General features: G+C 70.6%; 14 protein-coding genes. 5 read left to right on the top strand and 9 right to left on the bottom strand.

Features of this window, described 5'->3' with window-relative positions; all coding sequences use genetic code 11:
- Positions 1–21 precede the first annotated feature (21 nt).
- The 4 genes from D892_RS0107880 to D892_RS0107895 all read right to left on the bottom strand — a co-directional run bounded on the left by D892_RS0107880 (position 22) and on the right by D892_RS0107895 (position 3,800).
- The gene (locus tag D892_RS0107880; RefSeq protein WP_024800722.1) at positions 22–657 is read right to left on the bottom strand and encodes a LysE family translocator; all 636 of its coding nucleotides are present in this window, start codon (positions 655–657) and stop codon (positions 22–24) included.
- A gap of 39 nt (positions 658–696) precedes the next feature.
- Positions 697–1,362 carry a DUF3239 domain-containing protein gene (locus tag D892_RS0107885; RefSeq protein WP_024800723.1) on the bottom strand — a complete coding sequence of 222 codons (666 nt, stop codon included), beginning with the start codon at positions 1,360–1,362 and terminating at the stop codon, positions 697–699.
- A gap of 52 nt (positions 1,363–1,414) precedes the next feature.
- Positions 1,415–3,073: a DNA repair helicase XPB gene (locus D892_RS0107890; RefSeq protein WP_024800724.1), complete on the bottom strand. Its 1,659-nt coding sequence runs from the start codon at positions 3,071–3,073 to the stop codon at positions 1,415–1,417.
- Between the two features lie 151 nt (positions 3,074–3,224).
- Complete coding sequence (locus D892_RS0107895; RefSeq protein ID WP_024800725.1) at positions 3,225–3,800, bottom strand: GNAT family N-acetyltransferase; 576 nt, start codon at positions 3,798–3,800, stop codon at positions 3,225–3,227.
- A gap of 97 nt (positions 3,801–3,897) precedes the next feature.
- On the opposite strand from D892_RS0107895, the gene sigJ reads away from it, so the two are divergent.
- Complete coding sequence (gene sigJ / locus D892_RS0107900) at positions 3,898–4,821, top strand: RNA polymerase sigma factor SigJ (protein WP_024800726.1); 924 nt, start codon at positions 3,898–3,900, stop codon at positions 4,819–4,821.
- Positions 4,822–5,054: 233 nt separating this feature from the next.
- Positions 5,055–6,239, top strand: coding sequence for a pyridoxal phosphate-dependent aminotransferase (locus tag D892_RS0107910; protein ID WP_024800727.1), 1,185 nt, complete (start codon positions 5,055–5,057; stop codon positions 6,237–6,239).
- A gap of 237 nt (positions 6,240–6,476) precedes the next feature.
- Here D892_RS0107910 and D892_RS0107915 read toward each other — a convergent pair whose 3' ends face one another.
- From D892_RS0107915 to D892_RS0107930, 4 genes are all read right to left on the bottom strand, one after another.
- Positions 6,477–7,121 (bottom strand): LysE family translocator, encoded by a 645-nt coding sequence (locus D892_RS0107915; RefSeq protein ID WP_024800728.1) that lies wholly within the window; start codon positions 7,119–7,121, stop codon positions 6,477–6,479.
- A 131-nt stretch (positions 7,122–7,252) separates the two neighbouring features.
- Positions 7,253–8,356 carry a 3-deoxy-7-phosphoheptulonate synthase gene (locus tag D892_RS0107920; RefSeq protein WP_024800729.1) on the bottom strand — a complete coding sequence of 368 codons (1,104 nt, stop codon included), beginning with the start codon at positions 8,354–8,356 and terminating at the stop codon, positions 7,253–7,255.
- 278 nt (positions 8,357–8,634) lie between these two features.
- The gene (locus D892_RS0107925) at positions 8,635–9,108 is read right to left on the bottom strand and encodes a carboxymuconolactone decarboxylase family protein (RefSeq protein ID WP_024800730.1); all 474 of its coding nucleotides are present in this window, start codon (positions 9,106–9,108) and stop codon (positions 8,635–8,637) included.
- Between the two features lie 105 nt (positions 9,109–9,213).
- Positions 9,214–10,095 (bottom strand): oxidoreductase, encoded by an 882-nt coding sequence (locus D892_RS0107930; RefSeq protein ID WP_024800731.1) that lies wholly within the window; start codon positions 10,093–10,095, stop codon positions 9,214–9,216.
- A gap of 111 nt (positions 10,096–10,206) precedes the next feature.
- Here D892_RS0107930 and D892_RS0107935 point away from each other — a divergent pair, with 111 nt between their 5' ends.
- Positions 10,207–11,820 carry a (2,3-dihydroxybenzoyl)adenylate synthase gene (locus D892_RS0107935; RefSeq protein ID WP_024800732.1) on the top strand — a complete coding sequence of 538 codons (1,614 nt, stop codon included), beginning with the start codon at positions 10,207–10,209 and terminating at the stop codon, positions 11,818–11,820.
- A gap of 24 nt (positions 11,821–11,844) precedes the next feature.
- On the opposite strand, the gene D892_RS0107940 is transcribed toward D892_RS0107935, so the two are convergent.
- On the bottom strand, positions 11,845–13,206 hold the full coding sequence (locus D892_RS0107940) for a salicylate synthase (protein WP_084161477.1): 1,362 nt from the start codon (positions 13,204–13,206) through the stop codon (positions 11,845–11,847).
- 160 nt (positions 13,207–13,366) lie between these two features.
- On the opposite strand from D892_RS0107940, the gene D892_RS0107945 reads away from it, so the two are divergent.
- Together D892_RS0107945 and D892_RS0107950 are read left to right on the top strand one after the other, a co-directional pair.
- The gene (locus D892_RS0107945; protein WP_024800734.1) at positions 13,367–15,925 is read left to right on the top strand and encodes a glycerol-3-phosphate 1-O-acyltransferase; all 2,559 of its coding nucleotides are present in this window, start codon (positions 13,367–13,369) and stop codon (positions 15,923–15,925) included.
- Positions 15,922–17,388, top strand: coding sequence for an HAD-IB family hydrolase (locus D892_RS0107950; protein ID WP_156959429.1), 1,467 nt, complete (start codon positions 15,922–15,924; stop codon positions 17,386–17,388). The genes D892_RS0107945 and D892_RS0107950 overlap by 4 nt, the downstream gene beginning before the upstream one ends.
- Positions 17,389–17,417: the final 29 nt, after the last annotated feature.

The raw sequence follows: 17,417 nt of genomic DNA on the forward strand, positions 1-17,417 counted from the left end.
CGAAGCTCGATGCTAGTGCGGTCAGTTGCCGTTGCCGGAGACCGCCACGCTGGCGCCCAGGCCGATGATCATCGCGCCGCCCGCACCCCCGACGGCCTCCAGGCGGCGCGGCGATCGGGCGAACCAGTTGCGGGCGGTGCCGGCCAGCAGGGCCCAGAGGCTGTCGGATACCAGCGCGATGAGCATGAACAGACCGCCCAATTCGAGCATCTGCCACGGAATCGCCCCGCTGGCCGGATCGACGAACTGCGGCAGCACGGCCGAGAAGAAGATGATCGCCTTCGGATTGGTCACGCCGACGACGAAACCCTGCCGGAACAGCCGACTGCTCCGCGCGGGCCGCCGGCTCTCCAGCGCCTCCCCCAGCGATCGCCGCTCCCGGATCGCCTGCACGCCGATATAGATCAGGTACAGCGCGCCGGCGAACTTGACGACCGTCAGCGCAACCGAGGACGCCGCCACCACGGCGCCGAGGCCGACCGCGACCAGAATCAGGACGACCTGCACCCCGCAGGCGTGGGCGACCACCGACATCAGCGCGGCCCGCCGACCGTCGGTCAGGGCGCGGCCGATGGTGAACAACACGCCCGGCCCGGGAATCACGATCAGAACGGTCGCCGCGACGAGGAAGGCCAGCATATTGGCGGCGGGTATCACGAGCTCAGTCTACGAAGCGCCGCAAGGTATTTCCTCGGATCATCCCCGCAATTCGTCCGGGAGCTTCCGGGGATCGAGCAGCAGGCGCTTGGCGTCCACATGGTGCACCTTCTCCGCCAGCTCGAGGTTGTCGGCCAGCAGTTTCCACTCCACATCGCTGATGGACGCGCGGGCCCGCTCGATCACCTCGGGATCCCGGGTGCCCCAGGCGATCGGCATGGCGCTCACCGGCTGCCGCAGATCGCCGACCGAACGCGGCGCCCGGTCGGCGCGCACGGTCACCGCCGGCACCCGCTCGCCCGGCCACTGCCGATGTCCGGGCAGCGCCCGGACCACCCGGGTGATCAACGCGTAGCGCGGATCGCAGTCCGGCTTGGCGATATTCACCAGCGCCAGCAGGGTGACGCCCTTCGGATGCTTGCCCGACACCACGGTCGGCACGAGATCGCCCTCGGCATAAAGCTTTTCGATGCGGGAGCGGTAGGGCGTCCACACCGCCACGAACAGCGCGGTGATCGTGCCCAGCGCGAAGGCGACGGCCAGCAGGAACGAGTACGGGTGCTGCAACCAGATCAGGCCCGCCGTGCCCAGCCCGAGCACGATGGCGGCGGCGAACGCCAGTATGCGCAGCCGTCGGATGGCCGCGAGCACTTCGTTCACCGCTCGGGCGTGCTCACGGTCCACCGCGAATTCGAAGCGTCGCACGTCTCATTCCTAGCACGTCGATCGGGGCGAATACCCCGATCGGCGGCGCAGGTCACCCGATCGCCGGGCCGAGTAGATCGTCCGCATCGGTGATGCGGTAGGCGTAGCCCTGTTCGGCGAGGAAACGCTGCCGGTGCGCGGCGTATTCGGCGTCCAGCGTGTCACGGGCGACGACGGAATAGAAGTGCGCTTGCCCCCCATCGTTCTTGGGGCGCAGCAGGCGGCCCAGCCGCTGCGCCTCCTCCTGGCGGGAGCCGAAGGTCCCCGACACCTGCACGGCCACGGCGGCCTCGGGCAGATCGATGGAGAAGTTGGCGACCTTGCTCACCACCAGCACCGGAATCTCGCCGTTGCGGAACGCGTCGAACAGCGCCTCGCGCTCCTTCGTCCGCGTCGAGCCCTGGATGATCGGCGCGTTCAGGTGCTCGCCCAGTTCGTCCAGCTGATCCAGGTAGGCGCCGATCACCAGGCTCGGGGAATCCTTGTGCCGGTTCAGGATCGACTCGACCACCGGCAGCTTGGTGCGCGCGGTCGAGCACAGCTTGTAGCGCTCGTCCGGTTCGGCGGTGGCGTAGGACATGCGTTCGGCCTCGGTGAGGGTGACCCGCACCTCCACGCAGTCGGCCGGGGCGATCCAGCCCTGCGCCTCGATGTCCTTCCACGGGGCGTCGTAGCGCTTCGGGCCGATCAGCGAGAACACGTCGCCCTCGCGGCCGTCCTCGCGCACCAGGGTCGCGGTCAGGCCCAGGCGGCGGCGCGACTGCAGGTCGGCCGTCATCCGGAACACCGGGGCGGGCAGCAGGTGCACCTCGTCGTAGATCACCAGGCCCCAGTCGCGGCTGTCGAACAGCTCCAGGTGCTTGTATTCGCCCTTGGTCTTGCGCGTGATGACCTGGTAGGTGGCGATGGTGATCGGGCGGACCTCCTTGCGCTCGCCGGAGTACTCGCCGATCTCGTCCTCGGTCAGCGAGGTGCGGGCCAGCAGCTCGCGCTTCCACTGCCGGCCGGCGACCGTATTGGTGACCAGGATCAGCGTGGTGGCGCCCGCCTTGGCCATCGCGGCCGCCCCGACCATGGTCTTGCCCGCGCCGCACGGCAGCACCACCACGCCCGAACCGCCGGCCCAGAACGAGTCGGCCGCCATCTCCTGGTAGTCGCGCAGCTGCCACTCGTGCGTGGTGAAGTCCAGGTCGATCCGGTGCGCCTCGCCGTCGACGTAACCGGCCAGGTCCTCGGCCGGCCAGCCGATCTTGAGCAGCATCTGCTTGATCCGCCCGCGCTCGGACGGGTGCACCGCCACCGTGTCGTCGTCCAGCCGGGAGCCGAGCATCGGCTGGATCTTCTTGTGCCGCAACACCTCCTCGAGCACCGCACGATCCAGGCTGACCAGCACCAGCCCGTGTGCCGGATGCTTGACCAGCTGCAACCGCCCGTACCGGGCCATGGTGTCGACGATGTCGACCAGCAGCGGCTGCGGCACGGCGTAGCGCGAATAGGTGACCAGCGCGTCGACCACCTGCTCGGCGTCGTGCCCGGCGGCCCGCGCGTTCCACAGCGCCAGCGGTGTCACCCGGTAGGTGTGCACGTGCTCCGGCGCGCGCTCCAGCTCGGCGAACGGCGCGATCGCCTGCCGCGCGGCGTCGGCCTGCTCGTGCTCGACCTCGAGCAGTAGTGTTTTGTCGCTCTGGACGATGAGCGGTCCGTCGGTCACGGCACCTCCTGGGATTGCGGGCCGTCGTCCATTGTTCCCGACGGGACCGACAGCTCGCCGCCAACACCTACCCTGTTCGCTGTAGGCGCAGCTCATACGGTGTGAGCCTGGTCTCGCGCGGGCCGAACATCCGCGGGCCGGCCGTCGCGGGTCAAACGTCCGCGGGCCAGCCGTCGGCCGGGCCCGCCGGGTCGGTGGCCAGCCGACCGGCCACCCAGTGATCGCGCCGGCGGCCGCGCTGCTCACCGCCGAGCCGTAGCAGGCCCTCGTAACGGAAGCCCACCCGCCGCACGACGGCCGCCGACGCGTGGTTGCCGACCATCGCGCGCCACTCGATCCGCTCCAGGCCCAGGCCGTCGGCGGCGAAACCGAGATCGCAGACCAGCCGGACGGCACGGGTCATCAGGCCCCGGCCCCGGGCCTGCGGCGCGAGCCAGAAACCGATCTCGGCGCCGGTCTGTTCCCGGATGCGGGCGTGCAGGCCGATCATGCCGACGATCGGCCCGTCCGCGGCCTCGCGCACGCCCCAGGTCGGGCGGCCGGCGGCCCAGCCCGGCTCGACGATGTCGGTCAGGAACGACTCCGCGTGCTCGCGGCGGTAGGGCACCGGGATCGTGGTCCATTCCCCGATGGACGGCTCCCGGCAGCACGCCACGATGGCGTCGAGGTCGGCCGCCGTCGGCCGGGTCAGCCATACCGTGTCGTCGCAGAGTCCGTAGTCCGCCATGGCGCCATGCTGGCATGCGACCGCCCGGCATCCCAAGCCGTTTTCTTCGGCAGGACCGCTGGTCGGGGCGGGTCGTGGCGGCCGTAGAATCATCGCAATGGTTGCCGCTCTGCTCGCCGATCTGTTCGAATCCCATCGGGCGCATCTGCTCTCGGCGGCGTACCGGCTGACCGGCAGCGTGGCCGACGCCGAGGACGCGGTGCAGGAGAGCTGGCTGCGGCTGGCCACCGCGCACCAGTCCGAGATCGAGGATCTGCGGGCGTGGCTGACCACGGTGGTGAGCCGAATCTGCCTGGACCGCTTGCGGAGTGCCGCCGTCCGGCGGGAAAGCTATGTGGGGCAATGGCTCCCGGAACCGATCGTCACGGGCAGCACGCCGTCCCGACTGCCCGATCCGCTGGAGGCCGTTGTCCGCAAACAGGACTCCCAGCTGGCCGCCCTGATCGTCCTGGACTCGCTGACCCCGCCGCAGCGGGTGGCCTTCGTCCTGCACGACGGGTTCGCCGTGCCGTTCGACGAGATCGCCGAGATCCTCGACGTGTCCGTCGAGGCGGCCCGCCAGCTGGCCACCCGCGCCCGCCGGGCCGCCGCCCGCCGCCCCGAACCGGTCGCCGACGCCGAACACCAGGACGCGGTGCGGAACCTGCTGGAGGCGTTGTCCTCCGGCGATATCGAACGGGTGGTCGCCACCCTGCACCCCGACGCGACGTTCCTCGCCGACGCCGGCGGCACCACCCCCACGGCGCTCAACGCCGTCGCGGGGGCCGCCAAGGTCGCCCGCCTCGCCGTCGGCCTGCTGCGCCGGTACGGCATGGACCCGGCCGGCCCGCGGGAGATGGCCGCCGAATTCGTGAACGTGAACGGGCAGCTGGGCCTGCTGCTCCCCGAGCGCGCGTCCCAGGACGGCTACCCGGGCTACCCCACCCGCGTCATCGGCTTCACCGTGCGCGACGGATTGATCTGGGGCGCTTACGATCTCGCCAACCCGGCCAAGCTCACCGGGATTCGGCTGCCGCACTGACCCGCGCACGCCCCTCCGCCGAACCGATTCGAGGCCGTCCGGTGCCCGACGTGCGGCCGAGCGAAGGCGTGCGGCCGGTCGGGGTCGGCATCCGCATCATCGCCGCCGCGTCGTAGCTCTCGAACCACCACGCATCTCCCGTATGCCACACCTGCCGTCGAGTCGGGTGCGGCGGGCCGGATCGAACTCGCCCGGCACCGAGACCGCGAGAACGACCGGCTACCTTGGTGTTCATGCCGGATACGCCGACCGTTGCCCGCCTGCGTCCCTTCGGAGCGACGATCTTCGCCGAGATGACCGCGGCGGCCGTGCGGCACAGCGCGGTCAATCTGGGCCAGGGTTTCCCCGACACCGACGGACCCGCCGCCATGCTGGAGGCCGCCCGCCGCGCCATCGCCGACGGGGTCAACCAGTACCCGCCGGGCCGGGGCGTGCCCGCGCTGCGGCAGGCCGTCGCCGCGGACCGGTCGCGGCGGTACGGCACCGACTACGACCCCGACAGCCAGGTCCTCGTCACCGTCGGCGCCACCGAGGCGATCGCCGCCGCGATCCTCGGCCTGGTCGAACCGGGCCGGGAGGTGGTGCTGATCGAGCCGTACTACGACTCGTACGCCGCGGCGGTCGCGCTGGCGGGAGCGGCCAGGCGCACGGCCCGCCTGGTGCCCGACGGTGACGGCTTCGCCCTGGACCACGACGGCCTGCGGGCCGCCGTCACCCCGAGAACCCGCATGCTGCTGCTGAATTCGCCGCACAACCCGACTGGGACGGTGCTCGGCCGCGCCGACCTGCAGGAGGTGGCCGACCTTGCCCTCGAGCACGACCTGCTGGTGGTGACCGACGAGGTCTACGAACACCTGACCTTCGACGGCCACGAACACGTCAGCATCGCCACGCTGCCCGGCATGGCCGAGCGCACGGTCGTGATCTCCAGTGCCGCCAAGACATTCAGCGTGACGGGCTGGAAGATCGGCTGGGCCTGCGGCCCGAAACCGCTGATCGACGGGGTGATCGCCGCCAAGCAGTTCCTCACATTCGTCGGCGGCGGCCCGTTCCAGCCGGCCGTCGCCTACGCGCTCGGCAACGAGATGCCGTGGGTGGCGGCACTGCGCGACTCCCTGTCGGAGAAGCGGATCCGGCTGTCGCGAGCGCTGTCCGACGCGGGCTTCGAGGTGAAACGCAGCGACGGCACCTACTACGTCTGCGCCGACATCTCGGGCCTGACCGCCGACGACGCGCACACCTTCTGCCGCGAACTGCCCGAACGTCTGGGTGTCGCGGCCGTACCCCTCAGCGCCTTCGCCGACGACAAGGATTCCTGGAACCGCCTGGTGCGCTTCGCCTTCTGCAAGCGGGACGACACCCTCGACGAGGCCGTGCGCCGCCTGCACGCCGCCCATTCGGCACCGTCGACCAGGTAACCCGGCAGACCGGAATCTGCGGCGGGGTCTCGGGGCGGGAGCCCGGCCGAGCACGTCGCGGACTCCCGCCGGCCCCGGTCGCCCACCCTCATCGCACCTGCGGCCCGTACACCGGGTGAGCACCCGGTCCGAGACATTCGCGCCGCACCCCGAGCCGGCACCGAACCGGCCACCCAGCTCGGGGTACTCGCATCGCACCTGCGAAACGGACCCGAATCAGCAACCCGGACGGCACGCTCAGGCGGGCACCGGCCGGGCGCGATCGGTGGCGAGCAGGACCGCGACGGTGCCGAGCAGCGTGCCGGTGATCCACCGCTGCGCCCGCACCCACAGCGGACGCCCGGCCAGGAACGCGGCGATGGCGCCGGAGCCGAGCACGATCAGCCCGTTCACCAGCAGTGCCACCGTGATCTGCACGGCGCCCAGGCACAGGCTCTGCAACCACACCTGCCCCCGCGCGGGCACCACGAACTGCGGGATCAGCGCCATGTACATGATCGCGATCTTCGGGTTGAGCAGGTTGGTGACCAACCCCATCGCGAACAGCCGCCGCGCCGGATCGGCGGACAGCTCGGACGGCGTGAAGGCCGAAATCCCGCCCGGCCGCAGTGTTTTCCACGCGAGCCAGCCGAGATAGGCCGCACCCGCGAGCTTCACCGCCACATACAACCCCGGGATCACCGCGAAGATCGCCGTGATCCCGGCCGCGATCGCCACCAGGTAGATCATGAACCCGGCCGCGACCCCGGCCAGCGACACGAAACCCGCCCTGCGTCCCTGAGATACCGTGCGGGAGACCAGGTACACCATGTTCGGCCCGGGAGTGAGCACCAATCCGAGCGCGGCCACCGCCACGCCCAGCACCGCAGTCGTCTCGATCATGCCGCCATCGTGGCCGATCACCGCGGCTTCCGTCGCGGGCCGGTCGTCAACCACTGGACCGGCCGCTTCCCGTCCGCGAATGCCGTGTCACACCGGCCGATTCGCGCGGCGGGCATCGGCGGCGCCCGCGCTCAGCCCCGGCGAGCCTCGACGGCAGCGGCGAGGCGGTCGAGCTGCGCGGCCGTGGTGTCCCAGTCGAGGCAGGCATCGGTGATGGACCGGCCGTACTCCAAATCGGCGGCGCGCCCCAGGGTGAGATCCTGCCGGCCCGCGCCCAGGAAGCTCTCCATCATCACCCCGACGACGCTGCGATCACCGGCCGCCAGCCGCTCGGCGATATCGGTGACGACATCGACCTGCTTGGTGTGGTCCTTGTTGCTGTTGCCGTGGCTGGCGTCGACCACCACCCGCTCCGGCAGCGACGCCTTCTCCAGCCGGATGCAGGCCTCGGCCACCGAGGCGGCGTCGTAGTTGGGCCCGGTGCTGCCGCCGCGCAGGATCACGTGGCAATCCTGATTGCCGACCGTGCGGATCAGCGCCGACCGCCCGTCCAGGCCGGTGCCGGGGAAGACGTGACTGGCCGCGGCCGCGCGCACGCCGTCGACGGCGACCTGCACGTCACCGTCGGTGCTGTTCTTGATGCCGATCGGCATCGACAGCGCGCTCGCCAGCTGCCGGTGCACCTGGCTGGCCGCGGTGCGGGCGCCGATCGCCCCGTAGGAGACCAGATCGGCGATGTACTGCGGGGTGATCGGATCGAGGAACTCGCACGCGACCGGTAACCCGAGCGCGGTGATGTCCACCAGCAGCCGTCGGCCCAGTCCCAGACCGGTATTGATGTCGAAGGTGCCGTCCAGGTGCGGGTCGTTGATCAGGCCCTTCCAGCCGAGCGTGGTGCGCGGTTTCTCGAAGTACACCCGCATCACCACGTGCAGCCGATCGGACAGCTCGGCGGCCTTGGCGGCCAGTCGGCGACCGTAGTCGAGCGCGGCCTCGGGATCGTGCACCGAGCAGGGCCCGACGATCACCATCAGGCGGTCGTCGGCGCCGTTCAGCACGTCGACGGTGGCCTTGCGGCCGGCCCGCACGGTGGCGGCGTGCGTCTCGTCGATCGGGTGGTCGCGCCGCACCTCGGCGGGCGACAGCAGCGGGCTGATGCTCAGGGTGCGCTGATCGTCGAGATCGGCAGTGGCCGCGGGAGTCGAATGCGCGTCGGCATCGGCTGCGGTCGTCATCGGGGGCTCCATTTCTCAGGCCGGCCCACCGAGTAACTGTCCCGTCGAGCCGGTCTGGTCTTCCGGCTCGGGGTGGGAGAAGGTCAGCGCGGTTCACCGACCGGCCCACCCGGGGCCGGTTTGATAAACCAGAAATACGCGCGCTGCACGTCCTGGACTGTACCAGGCGGTGTCGTGCGCTCGAACAGTCGGACCGGCGCCGGTGAGAAGCACCACAATCGACGGCGAGCCCGGCCGCGGATCGACAATCCGCGGCCGGGCTCGCCGTCGAGCGGGACCTATCCGAACATGCCGGGCTCGTAGCCACCCGCCGGCGTACCGGCGATGACGTTGAGCCTGTTGTAGGCGTTGATGACGGCGATCGCCGAGATCAGCGCGCCGATCTGCTCGTCGTCGTAGTGCTTGCGCACCTGCGCCCAGGTCTCGTCGGACACTCCGGTGTGCGCGTCCGCCAGCCGGGTGCCCTCCTCGGCCAGCGCGAGCGCGGCCCGCTCGGCCTCGGTGAAGACCGTGGCCTCGCGCCAGGCGGCCACCAGGTTCAGCCGCACCGAGGTCTCGCCCGCGGCCGCGGCGTCCTTGGTGTGCATATCGGTGCAGAATCCGCAGCCGTTGATCTGGCTGGCGCGGATCTTGACCAGTTCGTAGGTCGCCTTCGGCAGGGTCGACTGGTCGACGATCTGGCCCGCGTTGGTGAGCCGCTTGGTGAACTTGGCGGCGATCTCGTTGTCGAACAGGTTGATTCGGGGTTCCATCACTGCCTCCTGATCCTCTGCCGCTCGGCCGCGGCGTCGGTATATCAGGAAGACGAGGCAGGTACTCCGGGTGTGACAGGCCGGGATGTGACCTGCGTCATACGGTCAGCGGCGGGGGAACGAGTAGGCGACCTTGGTCAGCTGCTCGGACTGCTCCCACAGCCGCCGCGCCATCATCTCGTCGCGGGAGGCGGCGGACGATCCGGACCGGGCCGGGTACCCGCGCATGCCGCCGAATCGGGCCGGGCCGTAGAACGCGCCCGGCTCGACCTCGGCAGTGGCCGCGAACAGCGAAGGCAGCGCGCCCATCTCGGCGCTCTGCGCCACCAGCCGGTTGCCCAGCGCCATGATCGTGTCCAGGAACGATTCGGTGTGCGACTGCAGATCCGTTGCGGCATAACCGGGATGAGCCGCCACCGACACCTTCGGCGAGCCGGCCGCGGTGAGCCGGCGCTGCAGTTCGTAGGCGAACATCAGATTCGCCAGCTTGGCCTGCCCGTACGCCTGCCACCGCTCGTAGCGGCGGGTCTCCCAGTTCAGGTCGGACGAATCGATCCGGCCGAGCCGGTGCGCGCCGCTGGACACCGTGACGACTCGATCGGAGATCTTGTCCAGCAGCAGACCGGTGAGCGCGAAGTGCCCGAGATGGTTTGTGCCGAACTGCATTTCGAAACCGTCGGCGGTGCGGCGCAGCGGCACCGCCATCACGCCGGCATTGTTGATCAGCACATCGGCTCGCTCAACGGAATCGGCGAACTGCCGCACCGAGGCCAGGTCGGCCAGGTCCAGCCGGCGGACCTGGGCCCGGTCGCCGATCGAGTCGGCCACCGTGCGCGCCTTCACCTCGTCGCGGCAGGCCATGATCACCTGCGCACCGGCCCCGGCCAGCGCCCTTGCCGTCACCGCGCCGAGGCCGCTGTTGGCGCCGGTGACGACGAACGTGCGGCCGCTCTGATCCGGCATGTCGGAAGTGTCCCAACCTGTCACGTGGTCGAGTCTAGAGCCACGAAGCGCCGCAGTCTTGTGCCGACATCGTAATATAGGGTTGCCTAACCTACATAATTGTCCCGCGAATGAACCAGTGACGAGGCAGCATCCATGACAGCGACACCCCTCCGGAACGACCGCGACGGTTTCGTCCCGATCCCCGCCGAGTTCGCCGAGACCTACCGGGCCGCCGGGTATTGGACCGGAGAACCGCTGGGCGAGCTGCTCCGCCGCGCGGCCCGGCAGTGGCCGGGGCGCCCGGCCCTGCACACCGCGGACGGCACCCGCGACTACGCCGAGCTCGACGCCGACGCCGACCGGATGGCCTACGGCCTTGCGGCCCTGGGCATCACCCCCGGCGACCGCGTCGTGGTGCAGCTGCCGAACGTCCCCGAATTCGTGCCCGTGCTGTTCGGCCTGATGCGCGCCGGGGCCGTTCCGGTGCTGACGCTGCCCGCGCACCGCCGCACCGAGATCGAGCATCTGGCCGCATTGTCCGGCGCCGTGGCTTATATCACGGTCGACCGCACGGCCGATTTCGATTACCGCGAGCTGGCCGCCACCGTCGCCGCACAGGTGCCCACGCTGCGCCACGTGCTGATCCTCGGCGACGCCGGACCGTTCACCGACCTGAGAACCGTTCCCCGCGACCACGGTTCGCTGCCCGAGCCGGCCGCCGACGACATCGCGGTGCTGCTGGTCTCCGGCGGTACCACCGGACTGCCCAAGCTGATCGCCCGGACCCACGACGACTACGGATACAACGCCCGCGCCTCCGCCGAGATCTGCGAGTTCGGGCCCGACGATGTCTACCTGGCGAGTCTGCCCGCGGCACACAACTTTCCGCTGTGCTGCCCGGGCATCCTCGGCACGATCGCCACCGGCGGTTCGATCGTCCTGACCGCCGACCCGAGCCCCGAGGCCGCCTTCGCCGCCATCGAGCGGCACCGGGTGACGGTGACGGCCGTGGTCCCGCCGCTGGCGCAACTGTGGTGCGCCGCAACCGAATGGGAGACGGCCGACCTGTCGTCGCTGCGCCTGCTGCAGGTCGGCGGCGCCAGGCTGGCGGAGGTGAACGCCCGCGACGTCGAACCGGCCCTGGGCGTGAAACTCCAGCAGGTGTTCGGCATGGCCGAGGGCCTGATCAACTACACCCGGCTCGACGACGACACCGATATCGTCTGCACCACCCAGGGCCGTCCCCTGTCGCCGGCCGACGAGGTCCGCGTCGTGGACGGCGACGGCAACGACGTGGCGCCGGGCGAGGAGGGCGAGCTGCTCACCCGCGGCCCTTACACCATCCGCGGCTACTACCGTGCGGCGGAACATAATTCCCGCGCGTTCACCCCCGACGGCTACTACCGCAGCGGCGATCTGGTCCGCCGGCTGCCCAGCGGGCACCTCGCCGTCTCCGGGCGGATCAAGGACGTCATCAACCGCGGCGGCGAGAACGTCTCCTGCGACGAACTCGAGGAACACCTGCTCGCCCATCCCGCGGTCCGGCACGCCGCCGCCGTCGGCCTGCCCGATCCCGCGCTCGGCGAAAAGGTCTGCGCGGTCCTGGTGGTCGACGGTGACCTGCCCGCCCTCGCCGAGATCAAGCAGTTCCTCATCGACCGCGGACTGGCCACCTACAAGCTCCCCGATGTCCTGCGCCGGGCCGACACGCTGCCGGTGACCGCGGTCGGCAAGATCGACAAGAAGGCCCTGCGCGCCCAGGGCTGACGTCGCCGGCGCCGGGTCGAGGGATCAGCCCTCGACCACGTACGGCGCTATGCTGCCGAGCTTTTCGCAGGTCTCCTCGAACTCGCGGGCGGGCCGGGACTGGCCGACGATTCCGGCACCCGCGCGCAACCAGGCCCCCTCGGTGGTCTGGTAGACCGCGCGCAGCACCAGGGTGGCCTCCAGCGCACCGGTCGGCGAGACCGTCACCACGGCACCGGAATACAGGCCGCGCGGATCGTGGTCGAGCCGGAACACCGCGTCCACGCCGGCATCCTTCGGAATGCCCGAGGCGGTCACCGAGGGGAACAACGTTTCCAGTGCGTCCCAGGCGGTCCGGCCGTCGGCCAGGCGGCCACGCACGGTGGAGGCCAGGTGCTGCACGCTGCCCCGCTCGCGCACCGCCATGAAATCCGACACCGCGGTGCTGTCCGGCGCGGCCACCGCGGCGATCTCGGCGAACGACGTCTGCACGGAGATCGCGTGCTCCACAATCTCCTTGGGATCGGCGACCAGCTCGGCCCGGGCGGCCCGGTCGGCGTCCGCGCCGCGCCCGAAGGCCCGGGTTCCGGCCAGCGGCTCGGTCGTCACGATGCGCTCCCGATCCACCGAGGCCACCAGTTCCGGGCTGAATCCGGCCGCCTCCAGCCCGCCCAGCCGCAGCAGGAACGAGCGCGCCGGCGTGTTGTGCGCCCGGCCGAGCCGGTAGGTGGCCGGCACGTCCACGACGAACGGCAGGTCGACCTTCCGGGACAGGATCACCTTCTGGTACTTGCCGTGCCGGATCTCCTCGATCGCCTCGGCCACCCGGTCCCGGTAGGCGGTCGGATCGATGGTGACGTCGGCCGGATGCGCCCGCGGCAGCTCGGTGCCCTGCGCGGCGGCGATCAACTCGTGGATATCGGCGGTCTCACCGGGCGTGGCGCCGCCGACCCGCACGCCGGACGCATCGATCCGCACCTCGATCCGCGGAATCATCAGGTGCGCCAGCGTGGTTCGCGGGGCCAGGTGCTCGGTGGCCCGCAGCGACCACGCGCAGAACTCGAATCCGATCCAGCCGTAAACGTTCCGGCCGGCCAACGGGAGCGCGGCCAGCGCCCGATCGATCACCTCGGCCGGCCGGCCCTGCCACGCGGCGGCGCTCGTGCGCCCGTCCCAGCCGACCCGCAGTTCGTGGACATCGAGTTCAACGCTGCCGATCGGATCGGCGGCGAACACCCACTCCCCGGGACGCTCGTAGACGACGTACTCACCGAACCGGTCGGCGGCGGCCAGCGCCGCCAGAGCCGCCGCCGGATCGGTCACATGTTCGCCCCAGCGTGCTGAGTTCGATGTCGCCCCCGGACCGTCCTTCTCATCGATCAGCGTTCGCTCGTCCGTGGTCGGCACCCAGACCTCCAAGGTTATGCTTACCTAAGTTCTATGTGTGAGGTTAGCATCACCTGATCTGTCGGTGGTTGTTCCGAAGCACACACTCACCGTCCCAACCTCCTGCGCGAAATGCTCGGCCCGGGCTTCAATGGGGACGTCACCTGATGGAAGGCCCCGCATGATCGACGACCGCGCCGACGCACCCACGGCGCCCCCACCCGACACCGCGCCGAATTCGGTGGTCGCACTGGTGGATGCCACCTCGCCGACCGAGCGTGAACTGATCGGCGGCTGGCTGGCCGAGGGCGGTATCGCCGCGGAGTTCGGAGTCGACGCGCCGGTGACGCAGATCGACCTGGATCCCGCCGCGGTAACCACGCGACTGGTGCACCGCCGCGACGATCCGCTGGTGGTTCCGGTCCGGGTGGTGTGGCTGCCGCCGGAGCGAAACGGCGTGCGCCGCACCACCTTCGCCGACCTGGCCACGCTCTCCGATCCCCGCCGGCCGCACCGGCTGATGCAGCGCCGGCTGCTGGCCAAGGCTCCGGACCGGCACCTCGTCCTGACCGGGCAGCCCGCCCGGCTCAGCGAGTTGCGCACGAACAATCCGGCCGTCGCCGGGACCGACGAACCGTTCGCCCGGGCCGTCGTGCGCGCGGGAATCGTGGCACTGGAACGGGCCGAACGCGCCGTGATCGGCGACCGCTACAAGGTGCCGCGACTGGTCGCCGAGGAGATCCTGGATTCGCCGGAGTTCCTTCGCCGGCTCGACGCCATCGCCGAGCACACCGGGGTCTCCTCCCGCGAGGTGTACCGGCGCGCCGAGAAGTCGCTGCGCGAGCTGGTCGCGGCGCAGAGCCGCCTGGTCTCCGACCTGTTCACCCAGGCGATGCGCCCGGTGCACGCCTCGACCTGGAAGGTCGACTGCGACTCGTCCGGACTGGCCGAACTGCGCCGGCTCAACAGCCGCCATCCGCTGGTGTTCCTGCCCTCGCACCGTTCCTACGTGGACGCCTTCGTGCTCGGTGATGCGCTGGCCCGGCACGACTTTCCGCCCAACCACGTGATCGGCGGCGCGAACCTGCGGTTCTGGCCGATGGGGCCGATCGCGCGGCGCACCGGAACCGTCTTCATCCGCCGGAGCTTCGGCGACGACGAGGTGTACAAGGCGGTGGTCGAGGAATACTTCGCCTACCTGCTGACGAAGCGGTTCAACATGGAGTGGTACTTCGAGGGCGGCCGCACCCGCACCGGCAAACTCCGCCCGCCGCGTTACGGACTGCTGAACTACCTGGCGGCGGCGGTCCGTTCGCGCCGCGTCGACGACGTCATGCTGGTGCCGGTCTCGATCACCTACGAGCGGCTCAACGAATTGGGCGCGATCGCCACCGAACAGTCCGGCGGCGCCAAGAAACCCGAGGGGCTGACCTGGCTGGCGCGTTACGTGCGCAACCAGCAGCATTCGGCGGGGCACGTGTACCTCCGGTTCGGCGCCGCGTTGTCGGCGCGCGAACGCCTTGCCGCGCACGGTGATCCGCTGACGCCCGATCCGGGCCCGGGCGTTACCGCCGAGCCAGAGACTCGCGAGCGGGAGCGAGCCGCGGTGCAGCGGTTGGCCTTCGAAGTCGCCGTCGGCATCAACGCCGTCACGCCGATCGCCGCGAACGCGCTGGTCACCCTCGTGCTGCTGGGTGTGCACGAGCGTGCGCTGACCCTGAGCGAGGTGCGCGGGGTGCTGGCACCGGTGCGTGACTACATCCGCCGCCGCGGTCTGCCCAGTGGCGAACTCGACACCCTCGGCGACGATCACGGGCTGGCGGTGGTCCTCGAACAGCTGTCGCTGGCGCGCGTGGTGACGGTGTACCGCGGCGGACTGGAGCCGGTGTACTCGATCGAGCCGGGTGCGCATCTGGAGGCGGCGTTCTACCGCAACAGCGCGGTGCACTGGTTCGTCAACCGCGCCATTCTCGAACTGGCCATCCTGGCGGCCGTGGATGCCCCGGAGGGCGAGCAGCTGCAGGCCGGCTGGGATGCCGCCTTCCGGCTGCGCGATCTGCTCAAGTTCGAATTCTTCTTCCCCGAGCGCGCGGAATTCACCGCCCGGATGACCGCGGAAATGCGGCTGGTGGACGAGGATTGGGACCGCCGCCCCGCTCTGTTCGATGCGGCGTACGCGGGACCCTCCGCGGTGACGCCGGCTGCCGCCACCGCGTCCGATGGTGACGCTGCCGGGGCCCTGCGTCGTGACGCTCCGCCTGCGGACCCGTCGCTCGCGTCGCGGCCCGCCGATCCCGCCGACGAAACCGTAGGCAGCGACATCCTGGCCGAGCTGACCGCATCCGGATTCGTGATGGCGCACCGCGTGCTGCGCTCGTTCGTCGACGCCCAGCTGGTGGTGGCCGACCGATTGGCGGCCCGCGAGGACACGGCGCCCCTGGACCGCAAGCAGTTCATCACGGAATGTCTGGCCGTCGGGCGGCAGATGCTGCTGCAACGGCGGCTGCACAGCCCGGAGTCGGTGTCGTCGGAACTGTTCGACACCGCGCTGAAACTCGCCGACAACCACGGGCTGCTCGATCCGCCGTCCGCCGATTCCCCGGCAGCACAGGATGTTTCGGGCGCGGCCGAGGAACTGCGGGAGCGTCGCCGGGCCTTCGCCGACGAACTGCGCACGATCGGCGCCCGCATCACCCGCGCCGCGACCCTGGATCCGTCCCACCGGCTGGAGGTCTCATGAGCGCCATGACGATCGACGAGGCCGTCGCCGCGATCGGTACCGGCCCGCGGGGGCCGCGGATCGCCGCGATCTTCGACTTCGGCGGCACCGTCGTGCACGGCTTCGCACCGGCCTCCGCGGCACGGCGGCTGCTGCGCCGTCGCAGTTCGCGACGCGCGCTGGCCGACTCACTGCTGACCAGCATTCGCGGCGCGCGGGGCGAGGGCGAATACGAGCGTTTCCTGCAGCGCGTCATGCACCTCTGGGCCGGGCACGCGGACGCCGAACTGACCGATCTCGGCGAGCGGCTGTTCCACCGGGCCGGCTACGGCCACCTGTACCCGGAGGCGTGGCGGCTGATCCGGGCCCACGAGGCCGCCGGGCACACGATCGTGCTGGCGAGTTGCCTGACCCGCTACCAGGTGCTGCCCGTCGCCGCGGAGCTGGGCATCGAGCACGTCCTGTGCACGCGGATGGCGACCCGGGACGGCGTGCTGACCGGCCACGTGGACGACAAACCGCTGTGGCGCAACGGAAAGGCCGACGCGGTGCGCCGCTTCGCCGCCGCCCATCGCCTCGACCTCCCCGGCAGTTACGCCTACGCCGACACCGCCACCGATCTGCCGCTGCTGGAACTGACCGGACGTCCGCGAGCGGTGAATCCGGATCCGCACCTGACCCTCGAGTCCGGCGAGCGGGACTGGCCGGTGCTCGGCTTCCGTCCGCGGGAGGCGGCGCGGACGCGCGATATCGCCCGCACCGCAGCGGGTTTCGCGAGCCTGGTCGGCGGTGCGGCGTTCGGGATCGCCGTTCGGTCACCGTCGCGGGAGCGGCAGCGGATGGCCGATTCGATGATGAGTCACGCCGCCGACGCCACCCTGCGCGCGACCGGCGTGCGAGTGCGGATCACCGGCGCCGAGCACGCCCGCACGCCCCGGCCCGCCGTATTCGTCTTCAATCACCAGAGCCAGTTCGACATGGTGGTGCTGGCCGCGGTGCTGCGGTCGGGCTTCACCGGAATCGTGAAGAAGGAGATCACCCACAATCCGGTCTTCGGGCCACTGATGCGATTCGCGGGAGCCACGTTCATCGACCGTTCCGACACCGCCGGCGCGAAGGCCGCGCTGGGGCCCGTGGTGCGGACGCTGCGCGGCGGGCTGTCGGTCGTCGTCGCGCCGGAGGGCACCCGGTCGCTGACGCCGCGGGTGGGTCCGTTCAAGAAGGGCGCGTTCCACATCGCCATTCAGGCCGGGGTGCCGGTCATCCCGCTCGTGATCCGCAACGCGGGCGAAATCGCCTGGCGCGATTCGGCAATCGTGCGCAAGGGCACGGTCGACGTGGCGGTGCTGCCGGCGATCGATGTCGGCGGCTGGGATCCGGGCGATATGGACGCCGAGATCGAGCGGGTCCGGCGGCTTTTCGTCGACACTCTGGTCGATTGGCCGGCGCCCGAAGCCGATTCGGCGCAACCGCTGCGGAACTGAGTCCCGAAGCGCTCGGATGCTGGTGTTCC

It is taken from the genome of Nocardia sp. BMG51109, assembly GCF_000526215.1.
GTDB lineage: Bacteria > Actinomycetota > Actinomycetes > Mycobacteriales > Mycobacteriaceae > Nocardia.